Raw genomic sequence first — 23803 nt, forward strand, 5'->3', positions numbered from 1 at the left:
GTGCGGGACCCGGGTCCCGGGTCCCGACAGCTTCACGAAAGGTGCAAGCGTCACCCTGGAGCGCCCGGTCGTCGTGCCGCCGTTGTCCTGTGCGCATGCTCCCTGTTGCCGTCGTTGCGGCCCCGATCCATGTCTGGTCTGCCCTGGTCGATCTGCTCGCCGATCATGCGGTGGCGCCGTTGCTTGCCGCATTGCACCTGACCGGGCTCAGCGATGATCCCCGCGACATCGCCGCATCGTTGCTGATCGCCGCCTTGCAATTGAGCATCATCGGTCTGGTGTTCCGACCATTGGAAAGTCTGTGGCCGGCCGAGCACTGGCCGCATCGGCGCCTGGCGCGCATCGACTTCCATTACACCTGGCTGATGCTGGTTGGGGTGTTCCCGCTGTTCTCGTTTCTGCTGTTGACTCCGCTGGTCAATGCGCTGGGCGGCGCCGATGCCGGCGCCGTGTCCGCGTCGGACCGGGGCCTGCGTGACGCCTGGCCGTGGCTGGGCCAGCATCCGCTGGCGCTGTTCGCGCTGTACTACCTTGCCTACGACTTCACCTACTACTGGATGCACCGGATCCAGCACTGGATGCCGTGGTGGTGGGCCATGCACAGCATGCACCACAGTCAACGCCAGCTCAGCTGCTGGAGCAACGATCGCAGCAATTACCTGGACGGCATGCTGCAGTCGTTCGTGCTGGCCGCGGTGGGGGTGGCGTTCGGGATCCAGGCCGACGAATTTGCCTGGCTGATGCTGTTGGGAGAGCTGGTGCAGAACCTCTCGCATGCCAACGTGCGTTTCGGTTTCGGCCCGGTATTGAATAAGCTCCTGGTGGATCCGCCGTTTCATCGCCTGCATCACATGCGCGTGGACCCGCAGCGGCCGAACCTGCACAACTGCAACTTCGGTCAGGTCTTCGCGGTCTGGGATGTGCTGTTCGGGACCGCGTTGTATGGCGAGCCGGTGCGGCCCACCGGGGTTGGCGATCCGATGGTCGACCGCGACAACGACCTGGGGCTGTTGGCCTTGCAGTTGGAAGGTCTCAAGCGCTTCTGGGGCGCGGTGCGCCGTCGTGCCGGCTGGATGCCCGGGGAGGTGGCATTCGGCGAGGATTACCGACCGATCCCGGTGGCCCATGCCGATGTCCCGGCGCAGAGCGAAGCGCCAGCGGCCGACTCGGTGGCGTAGCGCAGGGAAGGAGGGAGTCGACAGTCGGGACCCGGGACCCGCGGGTTATTCCGCGCGTTGGGTGTGCGAACGCTGGTGATCGAACGCCGCCTTGCCAGATGACAGTTCCTGGCGTTGTGCCATTGCAGTGCCGCGCATCACGACATGTGTTATCGGACCTGCGGTTTATCGCAGATGTCGGATCAACAACGGCACTGCGTGGCGCGCCTGCTTGGCGCGTATAACGTCAGCAACGCACGATTGCGAACCGCCCGTCATGACACGCTTTCGCCGGTCCCGGGTCCCGGGTCCCGGGTCCCGAACATCCCGCCCCTCAACTCAACCCATATTCCTTGAGCTTCTTGCGCAAGGTAGCGCGATGGATGCCAAGCAGGGCAGCGGCGCGGCTCTGGTTGCCTTCGCAGTGATTGAGCACCTCGACGAACAACGGGATCTCCATCTCGCGCAGCACGATCTCGTAGACATCGTCGGCGTCGCTGCCGTCCAGGTCGCGCAGGTAACGGCGTACCGACTGGGCGACGTGTTCGCGCAGCGGCGACTTGGGCGCGCCACGACTGGCGTCAGGACGGGAGGAGGCTGCGTTCAAAAGAGTTCCCAATGTCACGAGGCCGGGCCGCGCGGGCCGGCGAGGGGGAGTGAGTCTAGCGCGTGACCCGGCCCCTCGCCACGCCCGCGTGTCGCCCGTTCAAGGTCCGGTCCGCTTAGCGGAAGTCGAAGTTGAACGCGGCGGTGCTCGCGGCGGGTTCGCGCACCCGGAAGGCCACCTGCACCGCTTGTCCGGGCGCGAGCGTGTCCTCGGCGACGGGCGCCTTGCCCAGGTAGTCCTGCGGCGCGAACACCCGCGCGCCGATCACCCGCCCGTCGGTATCCGACAGCGACAGTTGCAGCCAGGGCCAGGCCTGCGCCCACCGCGCATCGTTGCGGAAGCTGGCCTGGATCTGCAGCACGCCCGGCATTCCGGCCAGTGGCCGGACCTCGCGCGTCAGCAGGGTGAAGGCGGCTGGCTCGCGCCAGGCCGGCACGCGGCAGCCGACCACATTGCAGACGCGGACGACCAGCGGGCGCCAGCGCGCATCGCTGGCCAGGTGCGCGCGGTCGGCCAGCACCATCTGTCCGGCCAACAGCAGCACCAGGCCGGCGAGCAGGCCCCAGTGGCGTGCGCCAGCGCGCAGGCGTGGACGCTGATGGCCACGGCGCAGGAAGGACGGTGCATTCGCACCCGCAGGACGGGGGGCGGCCGGCGCCGCAGCAGCGCTCTGCCGCGGGGCGTGGCTGGCAGCGCCCACGCCGGCGGCATCCGCCTCGGCCAGCGGCTGCGGTGCGTGCGTCCGCGCATTGGGCGTGGCGGCTGCGGTGTGCGTGCGCTCGGCCGCGGTGCGCCCCGTCTCGGACAAGGACGGCGCTGCGTCTGTCGGCGCCGCTGCGGTGGCAGGGGCCGGCTTGCGCTCGTCCCCAGCGGTGGCGGATGCCGAGGCGGTGGCTGCCGGATCGCTCGCCGGCACGGACACCTCGCCCGTGGGCCGGAGCGGTGGCGTGGGCGATGGCAGCACCGGCGCGCTCGCCGAGGCGTCCAGTGCAGCGCTGGAGGCAGGCGGTGCTGTCGGCGAGCTGTTCTCCGGCGCGGATGCATCGGCACCCACCGGCGGGGTCGGCAGCAACGGCGGCGCCGCCGGGTTGGCACGCAGAAAGGTGGCCAGGGGGCGGCGCGGAGGCGAGGTCTCTGACATCGGCAAGCGGGCGGCGGGAAGACCCCTATTCAATCACGCATGCGGCGCTGGGCGAACCCAGGCGACCGTCGTCGCCGTGGGCCGTGCTGCTCAACGGCGCCGGCGAGGCCGGCCCTGGGCCTGCAGCAGGTCGAGCAGGCCGCTGCGTTGGCGTGGCGCCAGTGCATCGAAACAGGCCAGCAGGGCTTGCTGTTGCTCATCCAGGCGGCGGTAGTGCGCCGGCTCTTCGGCAATGCCGATGGCCGGCGGCCCGAACACACGTTCGCCGCGACCGGTCGCCAGGTATTCAAACGCCATGCCGCTGCGCTTGGCCAGGCCAATCAGGTTCTCGACCGACGGCGCCGTGCCTTCGGCCATCTCCCATTGCGCCACGGCGCTGCGGGTCACCCCGAGTTCGCCGGCCAGGGACTCCTGCGTCAGTTTGGTGAGGCTGCGTGCATCGCGCACGCGTTCGTACAGCTTGCTCACTAAGCACCAGGGACGGTGGCGGGTCCGGAGATATAGCCCAGGCCCATCGCGCGATAGTTCGTATGCCTTTCTAATTCAGTGATGTTTGCGATACTGTCAAAGCGGCCGGTAGCGCTATGCCGGCGTGACGTTCAAGGAAGACGCGTATGCCCAGGACACATCGGTGCCGCCGCGCACCCCACGTCCCGCCAAGGGACTGGCCGGCAGCCTCCCCGTTGGATCCGGCCATCGTTCGCTACCGGGGCGCTCCGCGTCACCAGGTGTGGCGCCGTGGTGAGGCCTGGACGGCGGTGGCCGACGGCATCGATGTCGACGCTGCGCTGGTCCCGCGCGGATGGGCAGTGCGTCATCGACGCTGGACGCTGCTGCTCGTCGGCGTCGCCCTGTTGGGGTTGGCGCTTGCGGCCGCATGGAGACACGGCACGCCAGCATGGGTGTGGGCGGTGTTGCTGGTCGGCGAGCTCCTGTTGCGCGGTTGGGCGGCCGGCAGCGCCGCGGTCTGGCGTAACCGGGCCCTGCAGCGCGCCGGTTGGGAACCGGTGGTGCGCCTGCATGCGATCAGTTGTCGCGACGCGGTGACCACCGCGCAGATCCGCCAGTGCGGCCTGCGCCGCTGAGTCAATCGCGACGCACCCCGTCGATGCGCATCCAGTCCTCTTCGCGGGTGCACTGCAACTGGGTGAACCAGGCGGCGTAGCGTTCCAGCAGCGGCGCTTCCTGACCATGCAGGATGCCCGACAGCGCGATCCGCCCACCGGGCGTGACCGCCGCGGCCAGGGTCTCGGCCAGGGCGTCCAGCGCCGAGGCAAGGATATTGGCCAACACGATCGGGTAGCGCTGCGCCGGCGCGTCCTGCGGCAGGTAGACGCGCAACTGTGCCTCCACCGCGTTGCGGCTGGCGTTGTCGGCGGTGGCCAGCAAGGCCTGCGGATCGTTGTCCACACCCACCGCGCCGGCCGCGCCCAGCTTCAGCGCGGCCAGGGCCAGGATGCCGGAGCCGCAACCGAAATCCAGCACCTGTTGCCCTTGCAGCTGCCCCTGCGCGGCCAGCCCGTCCAGCCACCGCAGGCACAGCGCCGTGGTCGGATGGGTACCCGAGCCGAACGCCAGGCCGGGGTCCAGCCGGACCACCGCGGCCTGTGGCGTGTCGGCGGCATCCGGCAAGGCGTGGTTCCACGGCACGATGAAGGTGCGCTCGCCAAACTGCATGGGCCGGAACTGATCCAGCCAGGCGCGTTCCCAGTCGCTATCCTCCACCGTGCGAAAACTCACCTTGCGCCAATCCAGCCCAGGGTCGAAGGCCTCCAGCGCCGCCAGGATCGCCAAGGCATCGCTGTCGCCGTCGAACAGTGCGCTCAGCACCACCGCATTCCACAGCGGCGTTTCGCCGACACCGGGCTCGAGAATGGCGCGCTCGTTGCTGCTGTCGGCATCGGCGTCGAGCAAGGTCACCGCCAAGGCGCCGACGTCCTCCAGGGCGTTCTCGAAACGGGGCTGGGTGGCGTCGGTGCAGTGCAGGGTCAATTCGAGGAACGGCATTCGGTACGGTCGCGCGAGGAAACCCGCATCGTAGACCATCTGGACCATCCGACCGGCCCGCCCCGTGCGGTCCGGAGGCGGCGTCGGTGGCGCTGGCGCTCGTTTCCGCACCCGCCGGCCGACCGGCCGCTGATCGTGCGGGTGCTAGACTCCGCGCGTCGCCTTGCGGCCTTTGGCCCTGCCGCCTGCCCGTCATGCCGTCCTTGCGTGCCCGCCATCTCTGGTTGTTGCTTGCTCCTGCCGCCTGTGCGGCAGGTGTCTGGTGGCAGGCGCGCCGGCCGGAGACTGCGCCCACGCACGTCGTTGCCGGAGTCGCCACGCCGTCTGTCGCGACGCCGGTCGCACTGGCCGCACGGGCGTCCGATGGGGCGCAGCCGGCCACGCCGGTCGCTGTCGCTGCTGCGGTGGAGGCGCATCCGGATCTCTACCGCTATGCGCAGCAGCTGCAGCGCCAGGTGCGTGCTGGCGATGCCCAGGCAGGCTGGCGACTGAGCCGGGTCTATGACTACTGCGCGCCCTACGCCCACAGCCCGGCCGGCTATGCCGCCGACAGCGCCTGGATCGCCAGCCAGCACGCGCCGGGCATGGCCGCCATGCAGGCGGCGCGGGCGCAGGTGGCGCGCCGCTGCGCGGGCTTCGCACCCAGCGATGGCCTGGGGCTGGCAGCGGTGGTGCAACAACGTCGCGCCGCCGCGCGTGCGGGCAGCCTGGCGGCCGAAGCGGCGTTGCTGGCGCAAGGCGAGCCGCTGCAGCGCTCGGAGGAGTACAAGCGCCTGCTGGTGCAGCGGGTGCTGGCCTCGCGCGATCCGGAGGCGTATTTGGCGCTGGCGCCGGCGATGGGCGCGCGCGCCAGTGGCGACGACAGCCTGCACGGTTACGTGGCCGGCGACCAATTCGCCGAATTGGCCTGGCAGGTCGCCGCCTGCCGGCTGGGCCTGGATTGCAGCGCGCAAAGCACGCTGGTCACCAGTTATTGCGCCAACGCGGGCATCTGCTCGCGCGATCGCGCACAGGACTTCGTGTCCTTCGTATTCGATGCCGCGGTACCGCGGCAGGGGGCAGACAAAGTGGACGAGATGGCCGAGTCGTTGGTATCGGGATCGGGAGCGCAGTCATGAATGTTCGTCGTTGGGTGCATGGCGCCAAGTTCTGGTTCTGGGTGGCGCTGTTCGTGGCGTATTCGGCCGCGGCGGTCGGTGTGGTGATGATCGATACCGCCGATCACCGCTATCAGCCGCTGTCGGTGAAGCTGACCACGGTCAAGGCCGACGAGCAGCAGCGTCGGCACGGTGCCAGCCAGGTGGCGGCGGTGTATCGCGCCAGCAGCGGGATGCCGTTCGCAACCTTGCCCACAGGGTCGACCTTCCAGATCGTCTGGCCGGACGGCTCCACCGAGACCATGACCATCGTCGATCCTTCTTCGGCCAATGGCACGGTGCCGGTGGCCGGCAGCCAGCAGGCGCCGCCGCATCACTGAGCGCCGCGCCTGCCGCTGCTCGGGCGAGCAGGATCGGTGCGCACGCAGGCGTCGGGGCGGTGCAGGCAGCGATGTTGCGGGATGTCGTCGCGTTGCACGCCATGCGCAGTTACGTATTGACCAAGATGCTGCTGAATCTCGACAAGCCCACGCGCCGGGCCGTTCTGCATCAGGAGAGCTGTCGTTGCGTGCCGGTGCCGATCGGCACTCGCTACAAGCGCGTCGAGGCGATGGGCCGCGATGGCGGCTGGTTTTCGGTGACGTCCCCCGAAGTGGCGTAGCGGCGCGCAGTGCAGCTGCTGGCCGCTGCGGACTTCATCTATTGCGAGTACTGCACACCCGGGTCTTGATGTCGCGATGGCGTTACCGCGACGCACGTGTCAGGCACACCGCGTGTTGATGTATCGCGCGCAGGCATGACGGGCGATGGGCTGCCCGCGCGTTGCGTCAGTGCGATACATGCTTGCGTCATCCCCAAGGCCAAAACGACAACGGCATGCCAGAAGGCATGCCGTCGGAAGATGCCGCAATGTCCAGCCGGGATCAGGTCAGCGCGATCGACTTGTTCTTGCGCTCGGCCAGGCGCTTTTCCAGGTAGTGGATATTCTGCCCACCGGCCTGGAACCCCTTGTCGCGCATGATGCGCTGCTGCAGCGGGATATTGGTCTTGATGCCGTCCACCACCATCTCGCTGAGCGCCACGCGCATGCGCGCAATCGCAGTGTCGCGATCTGGCCCATGCACGATCAGCTTGCCGATCATCGAGTCGTAGTTCGGCGGCACCTTGTAGCCGCTGTAGATGTGCGTATCCACGCGCACGCCCGGTCCACCCGGCGGATGGAAGGCGGTGATCAGGCCCGGGTTGGGCATGAAGGTTTCCGGATCCTCGGCGTTGATGCGGCATTCGATCGCATGCCCGCGCAGCACAATGTCGCTCTGCTTGATGCTGAGCTTGTGGCCGGCGGCGATGCGCAGCTGCTCGCAGACCAGATCGATGCCGGTGATGCGCTCGGTCACCGGATGCTCGACCTGGATGCGGGTGTTCATTTCGATGAAGTAGAACCGCCCGTTCTCGAACAGGAACTCGAAGGTGCCGGCGCCGCGGTAGCCGATGCGGATGCAGGCATCCACGCAAACCTTGCCGATCTCGTTGCGTAGTTCTTCGGTAATGCCCGGTGCCGGCGCTTCTTCGACCACCTTCTGGTGGCGACGCTGCATCGAGCAGTCGCGCTCGCCCAGATGGATGGCATTGCCCTGGCCGTCGGCCAGCACCTGGATTTCCACGTGGCGCGGATTTTCCAGGAACTTCTCCATGTACACCTGGTCGTTGCTGAAGGCGGCCTTGGCTTCGGACTTGGTGGTTTCGATCGCTGCCTTGAGCGCGGCTTCCGAATGCACCACGCGCATGCCGCGGCCGCCGCCGCCACCGGCGGCCTTGATGATCACCGGATAGCCGATCTCGCGGGCGATCTTGGTATTGGCGACGATGTCATCGCCCAGCGGGCCGCCCGAGCCGGGCACGCACGGCACGCCGGCGGACTTCATCGCGCGAATCGCTTCGACCTTGTCGCCCATCAGGCGGATGGTGTCGGCCTTGGGGCCGATGAAGATGAAGCCGGACTGCTCCACCCGCTCGGCGAAATCGGCATTCTCCGACAGGAAGCCGTAGCCGGGATGGATGGCCTGCGCGTCGGTGACTTCGGCGGCGGCGATCAATGCCGGGATGTTGAGATAACTGTCGCTGGATGCGGCCGGGCCGATGCACACCGACTCGTCGGCCATGGCCACGTGTTTGAGATTGCGGTCGACCGTGGAATGCACCGCGACCGTGCGGATGCCGAGCGTATGGCACGCGCGCAGGATGCGCAGCGCGATTTCGCCTCGGTTGGCGATGACGACTTTATCGAGCATGGGATGGGATTCCGAACGCAAGGGGTGTTCGGGGCCCGGGACGCGGGACCCAGGACCCGGAAAAGCAGCAGCGGCACGTCAAGCTCGGCGCTCTTGCTCTTCCGGGTCCCGGGTCCCGGGTCCCGAGTCCCGGCTTCTTCAGCCGATCACGAACAGCGGCTGGTCGAATTCCACCGGCTGGCCGGTTTCGCCGAGGATGGCCACGATGGTGCCGGAGATGTCCGCTTCGATCGGATTGAACATCTTCATCGCCTCGATGATCGCCAGCGTGTCGCCGGCCTTGACCTGCTGGCCGACGCTGACGAAGGCCGGCTTGTCCGGGGCTGGCGAGGTGTAGAAGGTGCCGACCATCGGCGCGCGCAGCACATGGCCATCCGGCAGCGCGGCGCCTTGCTTGGCGCCGCCGGTGGACGCCTCGGTGGGCGACTGCATCGGCATGCTGGCAGCCGGCGCGGGCGCGGCCGGTGCCTGCACGTATTGCGGCGCCGGTGCGCTGGCCACGACGCTGCCCTTGGGCACGCGCGCCAGGCGCACGCTTTCTTCGCCTTCCTTGATCTCGATTTCGGCGAGATTGGATTCTTCGAGCAGGTCGATCAGCTTCTTGATTTTGCGGAGATCCATGAGGGCCTCTTGAGGTGAATCGGGCGAGTGGGCCGGCGCAGGCCGGCGAAAAGGAAAGCAGGTGGGCGATCGTTAGCGGGGTGGGCTCATGCGTCGCGCTCCAGGCGGGCGATCACCGCTTCCAGCGCCAAGCGGTAGCTGTCGGCACCGAATCCGCTGATCACCCCGGCGGCCTTGTCGCTGAGATAGCTGTGCTGCCGGAACGGTTCGCGCGCATGCGGGTTGGACAGGTGAATCTCGACGAAGGGCAGGCCAACGGCGAGCAAGGCGTCACGCAATGCCACCGAGGTATGGGTGAAGGCCGCCGGATTGATCAGAATGCAGGCGGTGCCGTCGTCGCGGGCGGCGTGGATGCGCTCGACCAGCACGTGCTCGGCGTTGGATTGCAGACAATCCAGTAGATGCCCGGCCGCCTGCGCCCGGTCCACCAGCGCCGCATCGATCTGGGCCAGGGTGGTGCGCCCATAGACCTCCGGCTCGCGGGTACCGAGCAGGTTGAGGTTGGGGCCGTGCAGGAGCAGCAGGTGGGCCATGGCAACCGCGAGAGTCGAAAGGCCGGGAGTCTGCGCGATGCCGGCGATGCTGTCCAGATTGGCGAAGTTATGTGTGTTTTAAACGACCGTTTTAAATCTGCCGTCCGCTAGGGCAGGCCGCAGCGGTCACGGCACTGGAGGGCGAGAGGCGCCTGGCAGCAGCCAGCGAGCCAACGCAAAGGTAGCGCTCGCTTGCGGGCGGTATCGCGCGCTGGCGACCTCCGCATCGTGCGCGGCGCAGGCCACCACCGACGGTGCTGCCCAGTCCGCCCCACGGTGTTTCTTGCGCGCGGCACCGGAGGTCGCCCCGACCGGTGTCGCGGGTCGTCCGCGCATTCAGCAGCATCAGATCGCGCCCGTGATCCAGCCGGACGCCCGCCTGACGCTTGGCAGCGCCATGCCTGCGGGGCCGCCGCGCCCCCCGATGTGGACGCGGCGGCGGCCGCTCAGAACCGCTGCTCCAGGGTGAGCTCGATGCGGCGGTCCGGGCCGACGAACCACTGGGTGTCGGTGTAGTACGCGGTCGTGTAATAGGTGCGGTCGAAAAGGTTGAAGATCCGCGCGCTCAGACGGGTGGCCGGGCGCGCCTGCCAGCTCAGCGCCACATCGGTCGTGGCATAGCCCGGCAGCACCAGGGTGTTGGCGTTGTCCGCATAGCGCTTGCCGACGTAGCGCACGCCGCCGGCCAGGCGCCAGTCCGGATGCAGCTGCCAGCTCAGCCAGGCAGTGGCCAGCCGTTCGGCGACGTTTGGCGGGACATTGCCGTCGCGCGACACCACCACGCCCGCTGCGCCGCTGCTGTCGAGGAAGTTGGCGAACGCGGCGTGCAGCGCGCTGGCAGTGAGGTCCAGCGACCAGGCGTCGCTCAACGCATAGGTCAGCGCGGCCTCCACGCCGCGGGAGGTCTGTGCACCGATCTGTACGCTGCGGTCCGGGTCGGCCGGATCGCGGCTGAGCAGGCCGGTCTTACGGATGCGATAGGCCGCCAGCGTCCACTCCCCACGCGCGAAGGCCTGCTTCCACCCGATCTCCAGTTGCCTGCCGCGCGCAAGGTCGAAGTTGGCATTGGCGGGGCTGAGCATCAGCAGCCCGCCGATCGGGTCGGCGGCGGCCGAATACTGCGCGTAGAACGACTGCGAGGGTTGCACCGCGAACACTGTGCCGACCCGCCAGCCAGTCGTGCTGTACACCCGGGAAAACGCTTCTTGTCCACTGATCAGGTCGGTGCGTTCGAGCGTGGCACGGTCATGTCGCACACCGGCCAGCACCGACCAACGCGCGCTCAGTGCGAGGCGATCTTCCAGGAAGGCCGCCGCCTGACTGGCGTGGTTGCGATAGCGCGGCAGGGTGGGCGCGGCGCTGACGAACAGCCCGGGAATCGGGTCGAACGGATCCACCGGCCCGGAGCTGCCGGTGTAGGTGTTGTTGGTGTGGCGGAAGTCGGCGCGATTGGCATCCACTCCCAGCGCCATCGTATTGCTCGCCGCGCCGATGGCGTGGCGCACGCGCAGCGTCGAGGTCATGCCGGTCTGCTCCTGCTGGTGCAGGATCTGGGTGTTGTCGGAGCGGTCGATCAGGCCGCTGGCAGGGTCGTAGAGGTAGCCTTCGGCATTGCGCCACTGCCGCCGGCTGTCGATGCGGTACAGGCGGGTGCGCCATTCCAGCGCGTCGGTGGGTGTCCACAGCGCCTCCATCTGGCTCCAACGGTCGCGGAAATGCATCAGGCTGTCGGCGACGTTGTAGTTGCGGTGGCGCACGGCGGCAAGCTGCTGTCCGTCGATCAGCGGCGTGCCGAAGTAGCGCATCGGGTGTTGATCGCCATCGGCATGGCTGAGGGTGAGCTGCAGATCTGGACTGGCCTGCCACAGCAGTGCGGCAGAGACGGTGGCATCGCGTTGCTCGCCGCGGTCCACCCAGCCAGCGCTGCGATTGCCGCTGACCGTGGCGCGATAGGCGAGCGTGGGCGCCAGCGCGCCGCCGCTGTCGATGCCCCAGCGAGCGGTCTCCTGGCTGCCGAGCGTTGCTGAGAGCAGGTTCTCGATCGCGCCGAAATGCGGTTTTTTCGGCACCACGTTGACGACTCCGCCGATGGCGCCATCGCCATCGATGACCGAGGCCGGCCCGCGCAGCACCTCGATACGCTCGATCGAAAAGGTGTCGAACGGAAACGTGACGCCGATACCGCCGTATTGGCGCAGGCCGTCGTACAGGCGCATGACCGACGTGCTGTCGGTGAAGCCGCGGGTGGACAGCGCGCTCAGGCTATTGCCGGGATGCGCCATCGCGCTGATGGCACCACTGCGGCTGATCGCATCATTGAGGTTGGCATCGCCAGCTGCGTCCAGTTGCGCGCGCGTGCGCACGCTGATGCTGGCGGGCGTGTCGATCAGGCGCAGGCCCAGCGCCGAACCGGTGCTGCTGGTGTCCTGCAGCGTCCCCGGGCGGTCGTCGACGACGCGGACGGTGTCCAGGGTGAGCGGATCGTCGAGCTGTTGCGCAGTGCCCGGTACGGGTGGCAGCGCGCAGGCACCGAAGGCCAGGGCCAGACGCCCCGGGCGAAAATGGGAAAGAAAGACAGGCATGGTCGTTCCAGAACAGGTGAGGCGCCGTTGGGCGCGGACGTCGGAGAGACAGAAGCGACGTCGCTGCTGGAGGACCACGTGGGCGGTGTGCCGGGTTGCCGGCGCAGGGGAAGACGGCGCCTGGCCGGGCAGGTGCGCGCAAGACCATCGACGATGGTGCAAGCGGCTGCCAACGGCCCAGCGGCGGCGTCAGCAAGCCGCTGGCGAGAACGCAGTAGGCGCAGGCTTCGGCTGATGGCAGGCGATGATCGTGATGATGATCCGCTGCCGGCGCGCTCGGCCATCCGGCGCTCGGCAGCGCATGCCCTGCGGCATGCGCGCTGCACAGGGGGCCAGCCCAGGCAGCGGTCGGGGCGGCCGCCAGCCAATGGCTGACGGCCGGTGCCGCTGCCAGCAACAGCGCCGCCAACACGGCCAGGCCGCGAAGCACGCCGGTGAACGGGTGGGAGCGCAGGTGCATGGGCGGCGGTGGGGCGGCGCGCGATCAGTGCGTGTGGGTCGCCGCTGCGTAGCGGGTGTTGACCTCGTTCCAGTTGACCAGCGTCCACCACGCCTTGATGTAGTCGGCGCGCTTGTTCTGGTAGTGCAGGTAATAGGCGTGCTCCCACACGTCCAGCGCCAACAGCGGCGTGCCTCGCTCGGACACCACATCCATCAAGGGATTGTCCTGGTTGGGTGTGGTGGTGATGGCCAGCGCTCCTTCCGGCTTGACGATCAGCCACACCCAGCCGGAGCCGAACACCTTGCTGGCGGCTTCGGAGAACTTGCTCTGAAAGGCCTCCTGCGAGCCGAAGGTCTGCACGAGCTTGGCCTTGAGCGCAGGCGACGGCGCCCCACCCTTGCCGACGGGAGCCATCAACGTCCAGAACAGGCTGTGGTTGTAATGGCCACCGGCGTTGTTGCGCACCGCGGTGTCGTAACGCGAGATCTGCGCTTGCAGATCTTCCAGCGAGATCTGCGCCAATGCCGGATAGTCCTTCACCTTGGCGTTGAGGTTGTCGACATACGCCTTGTGATGGCGATCGTGGTGAATCTGCATGGTTTCCGCATCGATGGCCGGCTCCAGCGCGTTGGTGGCATACGGAAGGTCGGGCAGGGTGAAGGGCGTGCGGGTGGCGTCGGCCGCCGACACCAGCGATGTGGCCGACAGCAGGGCGGTGATGCACAGGGCTTTCAGGGCGATGCGTTGCATACGTGCTTGCCTCCAGTGATGGTGAACTGCGTTGCGGGCTGCCCGGATGGGCGGTGGATTGTGGTGTCTAGAGCGCGTTAGGTACCTTGAGGTGAGTGCGAAGCGTCCTGTGGCGCGTTGCGCCAGCCGCGTGTGAATCGCCAATCGAGCAGGCCGACCACCAGCAGCGACAGGCCGACCAGGGGAAACAGTGCACCGCCAACACAGAGCAATGCGAACACGCCCGCGACGCTGCGGCCCTGTTTGGGCAGCGGTGGCACGCCCAGCCCGCCCAGTGGACGGCGCTTCCACCACATCACCGCGCTGCTGACGCATAGCAGCACGATGGCGAGGCAGGCGAGCAACAGGAACACGCGATTGGCGGTGCCGTACTCCTGGCCGAGATGGACATTGATGCCCCATTCCAGGCCACGGCCAAGTGCGCCGTAGTCGCGATACCCCATGTCCAGCAGCACCTGACCGCTGTACTGATCCAGATGCACCACCCGTTGGCGCGCCACCGCCTCCGGATAGACCGAGGCGGTATAGACCCCGCGCGGGCCGCGCGGCAGGCTGACGCTGAAGCCCGGCGCCAGGCCGAGCGCCTGGAAGCGCTGCATCGCGGCGTCGATGCCGATGGCACCCGGCTGCGGCGTCAACGTGGCGAGCACACTGTCGCCTTGGTCGCCTTGGTCGCCGTGGTCGCCGTGGTCGGCATGATCGGCATGCGCTGGCATCGTGCTGGCATGCGCGTGCGCAGGTGCTTGTGAGGTCGGCAACTGCGCCTGCTGCAGCGACCAGGTCGGCGTGGTCAGGTCGGTCAGGTGCTGCTGCGACATCGGCACCTGCACCCGCACACCGGCCGGATACCCATAGTGGTGTCCATTGGCCCAGGCATTGACTTGCTTGCCCCACACCAGCGACCAGGGCATGCCGGTGATCGCCAGGAAGATGAGCACCGCGCCGACCCACACGCCGGTGACGGCATGCAGGTCGCGCCAGAACAGCCGCTGGCCGGGACGACCGCGCACGCTGGTGACGCCGCCGCGCTGGCCACGTGGCCACCACAGGTACACGCCGGTCAGCACCAACAGAATCGCCCAACCCGCCGCGATCTCCATCAACGCACGTGCCGGCTCGCCGACCAGCGCCAGGCTGTGCAGGCGGCGCACGATGCCGGAGACCGTGCCCTTCTCCGGCAACTGCCCCAGCACCCGCGCGGAGGTGGGATCCACGTAGTACACCGTGCGCGCGCCATCCGGACGCAAGACGCCGATCTCCACGCTGCCGTCCGGCCGCTCCGGCGTGGTGTAGCGAAACACTGCGCCATCGGCCACTGCCCTCACCGCCGCGAGCTGGGCGCTGGGCAGGGTGGGCGGTCGTGTGCTGGTCTGTACCACCTTCAACGCGTGGTGGGCCCAGCGATCGATCGGCTTTTGGTAGAGGTAGAGCGCACCGGTCAGCGCCAACCAGGCGACGAATGGCACGACCAGCAGGCCGGCGTAGAAGTGCCAGCGCCACACCGCGCGATAGAAGCGCAACGGGTCGCGCGCGCGCTGCATCGTGTGCGTCTGCATGTCAGCGTCCTCCCGTGGAGATCGTCGCGGCGGCGGCCAGTGTGCCGCGCTGCGCGCGCCGCGGTACGCGCTGACAGTGCGCGTTGCGACGACGATGATGCGGTGCGCGCAGCGCGCGGCCGGCTTGCGGGTGACTGCGGCGATATCCGTCGTCGCCGGGATGGCGCAGGCGGCACGGGCGCGCGCGGCCGCTGAGGTCGACGCGCAGGGGCTTCGGCAGACACCGGTCCTCGCAGCGTGGTGTTTGCTGGCGCGCACGTGCGACAACGCAGCCGTGTGCCCAGCATCGGCAGGAGGAAGCAGAGAAACAATCGCGAGACATGAGGTCGTACCAAGCGACGCCGCCCCGCCGAAGGCGAGGAGCGTGAGCAAGAGGGATGCAGCGCCGACGCCGCGTTGCAGGCAACGCAGTGCGGGGGCGCGCAGGCATGTCGACGGCGGGGCAGGGACCCGCCGTGGCTTACGCCATGCAGGGCGGGCCGCGCGCGCCCAGTTGCCCGGTTGGTCCGCGTGGCACGCGCGCCAGCCGCTGCGGCAGCCAGTCGCGGATCAGCGGGACCACCAGCAATACGGCCAACAGGGCGACCGCGAAGACCAGCAGACGCGCGGCGATCGCACAATACGCGCAGTCGCCGTCCTCGCCGCGTCCGGCCGGGTGCTGCGGAGTCGGTGCGGCCTGGACGTGCATCGGCGGAGGCACGGAATCCGCGTTCGCCATCGCGTGCGCGCCGTGGTGATGCGGATCGGCCGCGGTCGTGGGGGCCATTGCCGGCGTGCACATGGCCGCTGGCGCGACCGCCTCCGGGGCGGCAGGCGCATGCATGCTCTGCATGTGCGCAGTGCTTGGCGCGCACGCCAGCATCCCGCGACTCACCAGCGGGGCGAGCAACATCAGCAGCATGGCCAGGCAGGCCAGCCAGGACACGCTGCGCTGGAAGGCGAGGGAGTGCACGCCCCCATTGTAGGTGCATGGCGTGGTCGGGTTATCACGCCTCCCGCAGGTCAGCTGCGACGCGTTGTCGCAGCCTGCGGACACCCAAGCGCAGCCATGCGGATGTGACAGCGGGCGCAGGTGCCCGGTATGACCAAACTGGCAGGCGTGGTCTTGCCTGGATCTGGCAGCGCGCCCGCCGGCGGGGGGCAACAGGCGATGCCGCCGGCGTCAGATGACCTGGCCACCGGAGACCTCGATGCGCTGTGCGGTGATCCAGCGATTGTCCTCCGACAACAGGCTGGCGATCATCGCGCCGATGTCGTCGGGCACGCCGACACGGCCCAGTGCGATCATTCCGGCGAACTGCGCATTGAGATCGGGCGTGTCGCGGACCGCGCCACCAAGGAAGTCGGTGGCGATCGCGCCGGGCGCCACCGTGTTGACGGTGATGCCGCGTGCGCCCAGCTCTTTGGCCAGGTAGAGCGTCAGGATCTCCACTGCACCCTTGGCCGCCGCGTAGGCCGAGAAACCGGCAAACGAGATGCGGGTCAGACCGGAGGAGGTGTTGACGATGCGCCCGCCATCGATCAATAGCGGCAACAGCGCCTGGGTCAGAAAGAACACGCCCCTGACATGGACGGCGAACAAGCGATCGAACTGCTCGACCGTGGTATCGGCAAAGCTGGCCATCTCGCCGTGCCCGGCATTGTTGACCAGATGGTCGAACTGCTCGCGCCCCCAGACGTTCTGCAGTGCCTGCTGCAGGCGCTTGGCGAACTCGGCAAACGTGGCGACGTCGGCCACATCCAAGGGCAGCGCGACGGCCTTGCGGCCCATGGCGCGGATCGCATCGACCACGGCCTGCGCCTCGGCTTGGCCAGTGCGATAGGTGACGATGACATCGCCACCATGACGGGCGATCTGCAGTGCCGTATTGCGGCCCAGGCCGCGGCTGGCACCGGTCACGAGGGTGAGTGTGTGCATGGAGTGTCCTGTGGGGTGCGGCTGCAGCGCTGCCCACGTCGCCACCGCCTGTGGTGGCGACTGAAGAACGGCTTGCGCTTGGCAGCGAGCGTGCAGTGATCAGTGCAAGGCCTGGATGATGGCGTCGGCGAAAGCAGGGATATCCGCCGGCATGCGGCTGGTGATCAACTTGCCGTCGATCACGACGGGCGCATCGATCACTTCCGCACCGGCATTGGCCAGATCACGGCGGATGGAATACCAGCCGGTGACGCGCCGGCCGTGCAGGCGGTCGGCCTCGACCAACAACCACGGCGCATGGCAGATGGCCGCCACCACCTTGTCTTGCTGCATGAAGCTGCGCACGATCTCGATGGCGGCAGGCTCCATGCGCAGCGTGTCCGGATTGCTGAGTCCGCCTGGCAACACCAGCGCGTCGAATTCGTCGATCGTCACCGCCTGCAGCGTGCGATCGGGGGTGATGTGTTGCGTGGAGGCGCGCGAGGCGCCCGCCTGCGCATTCCAGACAACGCCCTTGAGCGGGCGCGTGTCCGGCGCTGCCAGGGTGACCTGGAAGCCTGCGCCCAGCAACGCGGCGCGCGTGTCGAACAATTCGCTGTCTTCGTAACCGTTGGTGGCCATCATCAGGATGGACGCCGATGGGGCATGCGACATGAGTCACTCCTTGCAGTGATGTTGCTACGATGGGGGGATGCGCGACACACCCCTGTCGCTTGCGCTGGAGCTGATGCAACCGGCGCGAGCGCGGCGCGTGCGCGAGGGTGATGGTGGGGCGGGGGAGGTGTCTGCGGCTGTCGGCAGGTTAGGCAGCGGCAGCGCGGAGGAGAAAGACTTTGTGTGATGGCCAGCGATGCTTGTGAGGCATGGATCGGCATGGAGCTCAGACACCTGCGGTATTTCGTCGCGGTCGCCGAAGAAGGCAACGTCACCACTGCGGCAAGCCAGCGCTTGTTCACTTCGCAGCCGTCCTTGAGCAGGCAGCTCAAGGATCTGGAGCTGGAAGTCGGTACCGAGTTGTTGATTCGCTCCGCCCGCGGCATCGAGCTGACTGCCGCGGGCGCCGCCTTCCTGGAGCAGGCACGGCTGGCATTGAGTCATGCCGCCGCGGCGGTAGATGCGGCGCGACGCACCGCCCGCCTGTCCAGGGAGAGCTTCACCGCCGGCTTTCTGACCGGGCAGGAGGTCGACTGGTTGCCACACCTGACCCGGTTACTGCGCCACGAGTTGCCCACTATCGAATTCAAGGTCGTCAGCCTGCAGTCGCCCTCGTTGGCCGATGCCCTGCAACGTGGCGAGGTCGACCTGGGCTTCCTGCGCGTCGAGCCGCGGCCGGACCTGCGCTTTGAGGTGATCGCGCAGGAGCCGTTGTTGGTGATCCTGCCCAGCGACCACCGGCTGGCCGGCGAACCGGCCATCGATCCGCAGGAACTGGAACGCGAGACGTTCATCGGCTACTCGGACATCCCGCATGTGCTGCGCGAGGTGGTCACGGCGTATTGCAGGGACAATGCGATCACGCTGGCGCCCAGCGGGTATCAGTTGGACGACTTCGGCACCGGCATCTCGCTGGTCAGTTCCACCCGCGGGGTGACGCTGCTGCCGCGCTATGTGGAGCCGCTGCTGCCGTGGTCGGTGGTCAGTCGTCCGCTGGCCGGGCCGCAGCCGACCATCGATATCGCACTCGGCTATCGCAGCGACAATCCCTCGCCCATCCTGCAGACGGTATTGGCCAATCTCCCGCAGTTGATCGACGCCGGCCCGGCCGGCATCCGCCGCCGTTGACGGCAGGCCGACACTGTCGGTGCAGGCCGCGCGACGGCGCGCTCAGTGGAGGCAATGGCTGCGATCGGGGTCTGCGTGCAGCGCTGCTCAGCGCGCTGCGCGCAGTAGCGCATCCTCGGTGATCGCGTTGGTCAGCACCGTCGGTAACACCGCCGGTGGCGTGCCGGGCCCGTAGACCACGTATAGCGGCACGCCGACTGCCTGGTGCTGATCGAGAAAAGCGCTGATCTGCGGATCGACATTGGTCCAGTCGCCCTTCATGTACACCGCATCGACGCGGCGCAAGGCATCGCGGAATTCGGCGCTGGACAACACGTTTTTCTCGTTGGCCTTGCAGGTCACGCACCAGTCGGCGGTCATGTTGACAAACACCACGCGGTTGTCGGCGCGCAGCCGATCCAGCAGTTGCGGGGTATACGCCACTGCACCTTCGGCGGCCGCGCTGCGCGGCGGGCTGAGCCGGGTCACCGCCACCACCGGCACGATCGCCAGCAGCAGCATCGCCGCGGCCAGGCCCATGCCCAACCGGTGGCTGTGCCAGCGGCTGCGTTCGAACCACCACACGCCCAGCGCCAGCAAGGTGGCGCCGACCAGGATCAGCGACAGCGCATCCACACCGCGTTGCTTGCCCAGCACCCACAGCAACCAGATCGCCGTCAGATACATCGGGAACGCCAGCACCTGCTTGAGCGTTTCCATCCACGCGCCCGGCGTCGGCAGGCGCCGGGCCAGCGACGGGACGAAGCCGATCAACAGGAACGGCAGCGCCAATCCCAGGCCCAGCACCAGGAACACCAGCATCGCCAGCACCGCCGGGGCGGTGAAGGCATAGGCCAAGGCGGTGCCCATGAACGGGGCGATGCACGGGCTGGCGACCACGCAGGCCAGCACGCCGGTGAAGAAGTCGCCCAGCGGGCCGTTGCGCGCGGCCAGCGACTGACCGATGCCGCCGAGATTGCCGCCCAGGGTGAACACCCCCGACAGACTCAGGCCGACCGCGAACATCAGGTAGGCGAGCATCGCCACGAACCAGGGTTGCTGCAGCTGGAAGCCCCAGCCGGCAGCCTGGCCGGCCGCGCGCAGGCCGATCACCAGCCCGCCGATCGCCGCGAACGACACCAGCACGCCCAGCGAATACCAGATGGCGTGGCTGCGCGCATGGCTGCGGCTCTCGCCGCTATGTGCCAGGCCAAGCACCTTCAGCGACAGGATCGGCAGCACGCAGGGCATCAGATTCAACACCAGCCCACCGAGCAGGGCCAGCAGCAGGATCACCGGCAGGCTCTTGTCCAGGTGCGGCGGCGTGGTGCGCTGCGCATTGCCCGCCGCCGCATCGGCGGCCGGCGCGGCGCTTGCGGCCGCCGGTGTTGGTGCCGGTGCCGAAGGGGCGGATGGCTCGGCGGAGGCCTGTCCGGCCGTCAGCGGCGCGATCATCAGCGGTGTGGCCTGCGCCTGGTTCTGCGGCGAGACGGTGCCGGCCGGCAGGTCCAGCGTCACCCGGCGTGTCATCGGCGGGTAGCAGATGCCATCGGTCTGGCAGCCCTGGAACGTGCTGACCAGGGTCATGCGCGCCGGCTTGGCGTGGTCGCGCAACAGCGGCAGGGTGACGTCGGCCTGGTCGAAGTAGACCACCACGTCGCCGAAATGCTCGTCGCGATGCGGCTTGCCCTGTGGCCAGCGCGGTACGCCGGGGCGGATGCCGCTGGTTCCCTCGACCGCCAGCGACGTGCGGTCGCGATAGATGTAATAGCCCGGCGCCGGGGTGAAGCGCAGCAGCAGGCGATTGCCGTCGCCGACGATGGCTTCGAAGCGAAACGCCTGATCGGCCGGCAGCGGCAGCGCATCCATCCCGGCCATCGTCCCGGGCGCACCGAACAGCGGCGTGGCGCTGGAGGCGTTCGGCGCCAGCGCGGCAGGCGCTGCCGCCGCGGCGGCGGCCGGTGCCTGCTGCAACGCCACCCGCAGTTCGCGCCGCTGTGGCGGATAGCACACGCCGGCATCGGCGCAGCCTTGGTATTGCACCTGCAGGACCGCTTCCCGCTGTCCGGGCGCGGCCTTGCCGGGCAACTGCGCATGCAGCTGCTGGCGATAGGTCTGCACCTGGCCGAAGAATTCGTCGTGCTTGTGCTGGCCTTCGGGCAGCACCAGCGGCTGGGCGACGAAGCCATCGCCGGCAGTCACGCGGATGCGGTGGCGATACAGGTAGTAGCCCGGCGCGATCTTCCAGTCCAGGGCGATGTGGTCAGGGTCGGTGGCCTGCGCGCTCAGCACGAAGGCCTGGTCCACCGGCAACAAATCGGCCTCGGTCACGGCGGCTTGCGCCGACGTGGACAGCAAGGCGAAGGGGGCAAGCAGCGACACGCTCAGGCGCAGGGCGCGATGGGCGATCCAGCGGGACAGGGACTTCATCAACGTCAGGGCTCCTCGCGGGTTTCGGCCCGAACCCATTCCAGATAGGCCGGCAGGACTGCGCTGGCAGGCAGCGCGACCGCTTCCGGCAGGTCGTAGGGATGTAATGCCTGCAGCCGTGCAATCGCGTCGGGCAGGCGGTCCTCCCAGGTCTTGATCAGCAGCTGGATTTCCTGGCTGCGTTCGATCGCACCATTCCAGCGATACAGCGACTGTGCCCCGGGCCATTGGGTCACGCAGGCGGCCAGCCGTTCGTCCAGCAAGGCCTGCGCAATGCGCTCGGCGCTGGCCGCATCCGGGCAGGTGCTGAACAACAGATGGAGGGAACTGGCGCTCATCGGACCCGGCAGTGTAATCCCCCTATCGGCGGGCGCGCGATTCCTGCTTCCGCCATCGCGCAGACGTTTCGTCCGTGGGCGCGGAGCCGGCCCGGCCGGGCCGGCCGGGCCGGCCGTGGGCGGCGGGCGGCAGGTCCCGCCCGGCGGCTGTGCCGGGCGGGAGGCCGTGGTTCAGTTGGCCAACTGGCAGCTGGCTGGCTTTGCCGAGGTGAACAGGCTGGCGGTGGCCCATTCGGGATGGTCGATGAAGGGGTTGCGGTTGCCCTGGAAGCTGAAGATGACCTCGTTGCGTGCGCGCTCGGCATCGTCCGGCGGGTCGGCCTGGTGCCAGGCCAACAGCGTGGACAGCAGCCCCATATACGCCGGCGAGGCGGCGGTCTGCACGATCTTGCTACGGTCGTCGGTCAGTTCCAGGTCCGGTTCGGACTGTCCAGTGGCCGCATCGGTGCCGCCTTCGTAGCGGATCGCCATGTACATCACCGCCCGCGCCAGGTCGCCCTTGCGCCGGCCCCAGACCTCGAACGTGCCGCTGTTGCCGTCGGGCGTGCGCACCCAGTTGGAATTGCCTGGATAGCGCCCGCTGCCGCCCCCGCTGCCGTCGTTGACCTCGGTCGCCCGTTCGCCGCAGCTGCTGGTGCAGTTGCCGTAGGGCTTGTTGCCGCGGTCGGCGTTGTAGGCGGTGTCGGTCAGATACAGCATGTGGGTGTCGGTATAGGGCGCATACGGCAGCCCGCGGTCGCCGGTGGCGCTGCCAAAGCCCAGCGAGTTGGGCCAGCTGTGCTCGCGGTTGTAGGTCAGTCCGCTGCCGGTGCCGGCACGGTCGCTACCCTTGGCATAGCTACGGTTGCGATAGGCGTCCAGGATCCGCCCACTGTTGTTGGGATCCTCGTCGGCCATCTCCAGGATGGTCCAGGTGCTGGTGCCGCTGCCGCTGTAGGGGTAGACCGTGTGGCCCTTGATGGTGGCGTGCAGCGAGCAGCGCAGCTGGCTGGGACTGGAGGCGTTGACGCGCTGGTAGTAGCCGGTGGCGCCGTTGCTGGCGCTGGCCACGGTGAAGCCGATGCGTTGGTCGGCGCCCGGGCTCAGGCCGCTGGCATCGCGGATGGCCGCAGCGGTGATCGCCAGTGTGCAACGTTCGCCGCCGACCAGGGCGGTATTGGTGGACAGCGCGAACCGGGTGCCGCTGCTGGGGTAGCTCAGCGCCACCTCGCCGGAGCTGGCGCAACGCAGCGCGAACGCGCCGTTGCCCAGGGTCACTGGCCCACTGAACGTCACCGCCAGGTCGCCGGCGGCGGGAAAGCCAGTAGCGCCGTCGCTGGGGACGGTGCCGGTGATGGTCGGTGCGCCGCCGGGCGTCCCGCTGCTGCCGGCGAAGCGCTGGCCCAGGTTGCAGGCGCCAAAGGTCTGCGCCGCGCCGCTGGTCCAGCGGAAGTCGCTGGCGCCGCTGCCGCTGCCGGTCAATTGCAGCGAGCTGCCGACCGGGGTGTTGCTGCTCTCGCTGACCGGCAGATTCTGGCTGGTCATGCCCGCCGCCGGGCCGCCGCTGGCGGTGATGCTGCCTTCGTAGCTGAGGAACTGCACCACCTGGCCGTTGCCATCGACCAGGGCCAGGCCGTCGTTGGGGCCGTTCTGGATGCCGTTGCTGGCATAGGCGACGGTGGCGATGCGAACCTGGCTGCCGCACTCGACCAGGCTGCCGGCCGGCACGGCGGTGTTGGCATAGACCGTGGCCGCGCTGGGCGTGCTGCCGTTGTACAGAGAGAGCCGGTAGCCGCTCAGCGACTCGCCGGCGGTGGCGACGATCTCCACCGCCTCACCGCTATCGCCGGACGCGCCGGCATCGTCGTAGTGCAATTCGTTGATGAAGACCGCCGCGTGGGCGTTGGGCAGGGCCAGCGCCACGGCGCTGAGCAGGGGAAACACCAGATGAGGCAACCGCATCGACAACTCCTTGTGATCGGGGGACTGCGCGCTCGACTGTACGGGCGCTCCATGACACCGAAGGGAACCTGGTCGCAGTTCGGCTCCCTGGCGAAGCTCGGCTGCAAAAAATTTTTTGCCGCCAGCCCTTGAAACCCGCCACCCCAGCACAATCTCTGGCCCGCACCCGTTCGTCGGGTTTTTTCCGCGCGCTGTGCTGGCACTCGTCACCTTCGAGTGCTAACATCGCCGATAATTTCCAGACCAATCAATCACTTAAGAGGGTCTTTCAATGAGCATCAAGCCGCTTCACGACCGCGTGGTAGTCAAGCCGATCGAAGCCGACGAGATTTCCGCAGGCGGCATCGTGATCCCGGATTCGGCCAAGGAAAAGTCCACCAAGGGTGAAGTCGTCGCCGTCGGCGCCGGCAAGCCGCTGGACAACGGCAGCCTGCGCGCGCCGGTGGTCAAGGTGGGCGACAAGGTCATCTACGGCCAGTACGCCGGCAGCAGCTACAAGGCCGAAGGCGTCGAGTACAAGGTGCTGCGCGAAGACGACATCCTGGCCGTCATCGGCTGAAGCCGTTGACGGCGGGAGTGGGGAGTCCAGAGGTGCGATGGGTCGTTGCGCGACGCCGCCTCCCTCCGCACC

Annotated in this window: 24 protein-coding genes; 7 read left to right on the plus strand and 17 right to left on the minus strand. The window is 68.3% G+C overall.

The window, feature by feature from the left end; genetic code table 11:
* Positions 1–95: 95 nt before the first annotated feature.
* On the plus strand, positions 96–1178 hold the full coding sequence (locus CKY51_RS03540; protein ID WP_022973657.1) for a sterol desaturase family protein: 1083 nt from the start codon (positions 96–98) through the stop codon (positions 1176–1178).
* Between the two features lie 313 nt (positions 1179–1491).
* Here the strand turns inward: CKY51_RS03540 and fis are convergent, their stop codons facing one another.
* The 3 genes from fis to CKY51_RS03555 all read right to left on the minus strand — a co-directional run bounded on the left by fis (position 1492) and on the right by CKY51_RS03555 (position 3373).
* Positions 1492–1764 (minus strand): DNA-binding transcriptional regulator Fis, encoded by a 273-nt coding sequence (gene fis / locus CKY51_RS03545; protein WP_022973659.1) that lies wholly within the window; start codon positions 1762–1764, stop codon positions 1492–1494.
* Positions 1765–1879: 115 nt separating this feature from the next.
* Positions 1880–2905, minus strand: coding sequence for a DUF3426 domain-containing protein (locus tag CKY51_RS03550; RefSeq protein WP_152248898.1), 1026 nt, complete (start codon positions 2903–2905; stop codon positions 1880–1882).
* 90 nt (positions 2906–2995) lie between these two features.
* Positions 2996–3373 carry a helix-turn-helix domain-containing protein gene (locus CKY51_RS03555; protein ID WP_022970707.1) on the minus strand — a complete coding sequence of 126 codons (378 nt, stop codon included), beginning with the start codon at positions 3371–3373 and terminating at the stop codon, positions 2996–2998.
* A gap of 146 nt (positions 3374–3519) precedes the next feature.
* On the opposite strand from CKY51_RS03555, the gene CKY51_RS03560 reads away from it, so the two are divergent.
* Positions 3520–3990: a hypothetical protein gene (locus CKY51_RS03560; RefSeq protein WP_031338332.1), complete on the plus strand. Its 471-nt coding sequence runs from the start codon at positions 3520–3522 to the stop codon at positions 3988–3990.
* Position 3991: 1 nt separating this feature from the next.
* Here the strand turns inward: CKY51_RS03560 and prmA are convergent, their stop codons facing one another.
* Positions 3992–4912: a 50S ribosomal protein L11 methyltransferase gene (prmA, locus tag CKY51_RS03565; protein ID WP_022970709.1), complete on the minus strand. Its 921-nt coding sequence runs from the start codon at positions 4910–4912 to the stop codon at positions 3992–3994.
* A gap of 185 nt (positions 4913–5097) precedes the next feature.
* On the opposite strand from prmA, the gene CKY51_RS03570 reads away from it, so the two are divergent.
* From CKY51_RS03570 to CKY51_RS03580, 3 genes are read left to right on the plus strand one after another with little or no spacing between them, the layout of a single operon-like run.
* Positions 5098–6030, plus strand: a complete 933-nt coding sequence (locus CKY51_RS03570) for a hypothetical protein (RefSeq protein ID WP_425479844.1) — start codon at positions 5098–5100, stop codon at positions 6028–6030.
* Positions 6027–6389, plus strand: a complete 363-nt coding sequence (locus tag CKY51_RS03575; protein WP_022970711.1) for a hypothetical protein — start codon at positions 6027–6029, stop codon at positions 6387–6389. Before CKY51_RS03570 ends, CKY51_RS03575 begins: the two co-directional genes overlap by 4 nt.
* Positions 6390–6448: 59 nt before the next feature.
* A complete protein-coding gene (locus CKY51_RS03580) occupies positions 6449–6670 on the plus strand; it encodes a hypothetical protein (RefSeq protein WP_022970712.1) in 222 nt (73 codons plus the stop codon).
* A gap of 262 nt (positions 6671–6932) precedes the next feature.
* Here the strand turns inward: CKY51_RS03580 and accC are convergent, their stop codons facing one another.
* The 10 genes from accC to CKY51_RS03630 all read right to left on the minus strand — a co-directional run bounded on the left by accC (position 6933) and on the right by CKY51_RS03630 (position 17356).
* Positions 6933–8300, minus strand: a complete 1368-nt coding sequence (gene accC, locus CKY51_RS03585) for an acetyl-CoA carboxylase biotin carboxylase subunit (protein WP_152248899.1) — start codon at positions 8298–8300, stop codon at positions 6933–6935.
* 138 nt (positions 8301–8438) lie between these two features.
* Entirely contained in the window at positions 8439–8921 is a 483-nt protein-coding gene (gene accB / locus CKY51_RS03590) for an acetyl-CoA carboxylase biotin carboxyl carrier protein (RefSeq protein WP_022970715.1), read from the minus strand.
* An 86-nt stretch (positions 8922–9007) separates the two neighbouring features.
* On the minus strand, positions 9008–9454 hold the full coding sequence (aroQ, locus tag CKY51_RS03595) for a type II 3-dehydroquinate dehydratase (protein ID WP_022970716.1): 447 nt from the start codon (positions 9452–9454) through the stop codon (positions 9008–9010).
* A gap of 446 nt (positions 9455–9900) precedes the next feature.
* Positions 9901–11886, minus strand: a complete 1986-nt coding sequence (locus tag CKY51_RS03600; RefSeq protein ID WP_031338339.1) for a TonB-dependent receptor — start codon at positions 11884–11886, stop codon at positions 9901–9903.
* On the minus strand, positions 11768–12496 hold the full coding sequence (locus CKY51_RS22930) for a DUF2946 family protein (protein WP_162141689.1): 729 nt from the start codon (positions 12494–12496) through the stop codon (positions 11768–11770). Before CKY51_RS22930 ends, CKY51_RS03600 begins: the two co-directional genes overlap by 119 nt.
* Positions 12497–12520: 24 nt before the next feature.
* Positions 12521–13228 (minus strand): superoxide dismutase, encoded by a 708-nt coding sequence (locus CKY51_RS03610; RefSeq protein WP_022970718.1) that lies wholly within the window; start codon positions 13226–13228, stop codon positions 12521–12523.
* A gap of 77 nt (positions 13229–13305) precedes the next feature.
* Positions 13306–14784, minus strand: a complete 1479-nt coding sequence (locus CKY51_RS03615) for a PepSY-associated TM helix domain-containing protein (protein ID WP_022970719.1) — start codon at positions 14782–14784, stop codon at positions 13306–13308.
* A gap of 460 nt (positions 14785–15244) precedes the next feature.
* Positions 15245–15736, minus strand: coding sequence for a membrane protein (locus tag CKY51_RS03620; RefSeq protein ID WP_022970720.1), 492 nt, complete (start codon positions 15734–15736; stop codon positions 15245–15247).
* A gap of 210 nt (positions 15737–15946) precedes the next feature.
* On the minus strand, positions 15947–16702 hold the full coding sequence (locus CKY51_RS03625) for an SDR family NAD(P)-dependent oxidoreductase (protein WP_022970721.1): 756 nt from the start codon (positions 16700–16702) through the stop codon (positions 15947–15949).
* Between the two features lie 99 nt (positions 16703–16801).
* Positions 16802–17356: a type 1 glutamine amidotransferase domain-containing protein gene (locus CKY51_RS03630; protein WP_022970722.1), complete on the minus strand. Its 555-nt coding sequence runs from the start codon at positions 17354–17356 to the stop codon at positions 16802–16804.
* Between the two features lie 219 nt (positions 17357–17575).
* Here CKY51_RS03630 and CKY51_RS03635 point away from each other — a divergent pair, with 219 nt between their 5' ends.
* Positions 17576–18484: a LysR family transcriptional regulator gene (locus CKY51_RS03635; RefSeq protein ID WP_022970724.1), complete on the plus strand. Its 909-nt coding sequence runs from the start codon at positions 17576–17578 to the stop codon at positions 18482–18484.
* Positions 18485–18571: 87 nt separating this feature from the next.
* Here the strand turns inward: CKY51_RS03635 and CKY51_RS03640 are convergent, their stop codons facing one another.
* The 3 genes from CKY51_RS03640 to CKY51_RS03650 all read right to left on the minus strand — a co-directional run bounded on the left by CKY51_RS03640 (position 18572) and on the right by CKY51_RS03650 (position 23172).
* Positions 18572–20893 (minus strand): protein-disulfide reductase DsbD family protein, encoded by a 2322-nt coding sequence (locus tag CKY51_RS03640; RefSeq protein ID WP_022970725.1) that lies wholly within the window; start codon positions 20891–20893, stop codon positions 18572–18574.
* A 5-nt stretch (positions 20894–20898) separates the two neighbouring features.
* Positions 20899–21231: a divalent-cation tolerance protein CutA gene (gene cutA, locus CKY51_RS03645; RefSeq protein ID WP_022970726.1), complete on the minus strand. Its 333-nt coding sequence runs from the start codon at positions 21229–21231 to the stop codon at positions 20899–20901.
* Positions 21232–21402: 171 nt separating this feature from the next.
* On the minus strand, positions 21403–23172 hold the full coding sequence (locus CKY51_RS03650) for an endonuclease (RefSeq protein WP_022970727.1): 1770 nt from the start codon (positions 23170–23172) through the stop codon (positions 21403–21405).
* Positions 23173–23443: 271 nt separating this feature from the next.
* On the opposite strand from CKY51_RS03650, the gene CKY51_RS03655 reads away from it, so the two are divergent.
* On the plus strand, positions 23444–23731 hold the full coding sequence (locus tag CKY51_RS03655; RefSeq protein WP_022970728.1) for a co-chaperone GroES: 288 nt from the start codon (positions 23444–23446) through the stop codon (positions 23729–23731).
* Positions 23732–23803: the final 72 nt, after the last annotated feature.

Origin of the sequence: Xanthomonas maliensis (genome assembly GCF_009192945.1) — a bacterium.
In the GTDB taxonomy this organism is placed as follows: domain Bacteria; phylum Pseudomonadota; class Gammaproteobacteria; order Xanthomonadales; family Xanthomonadaceae; genus Xanthomonas; species Xanthomonas maliensis.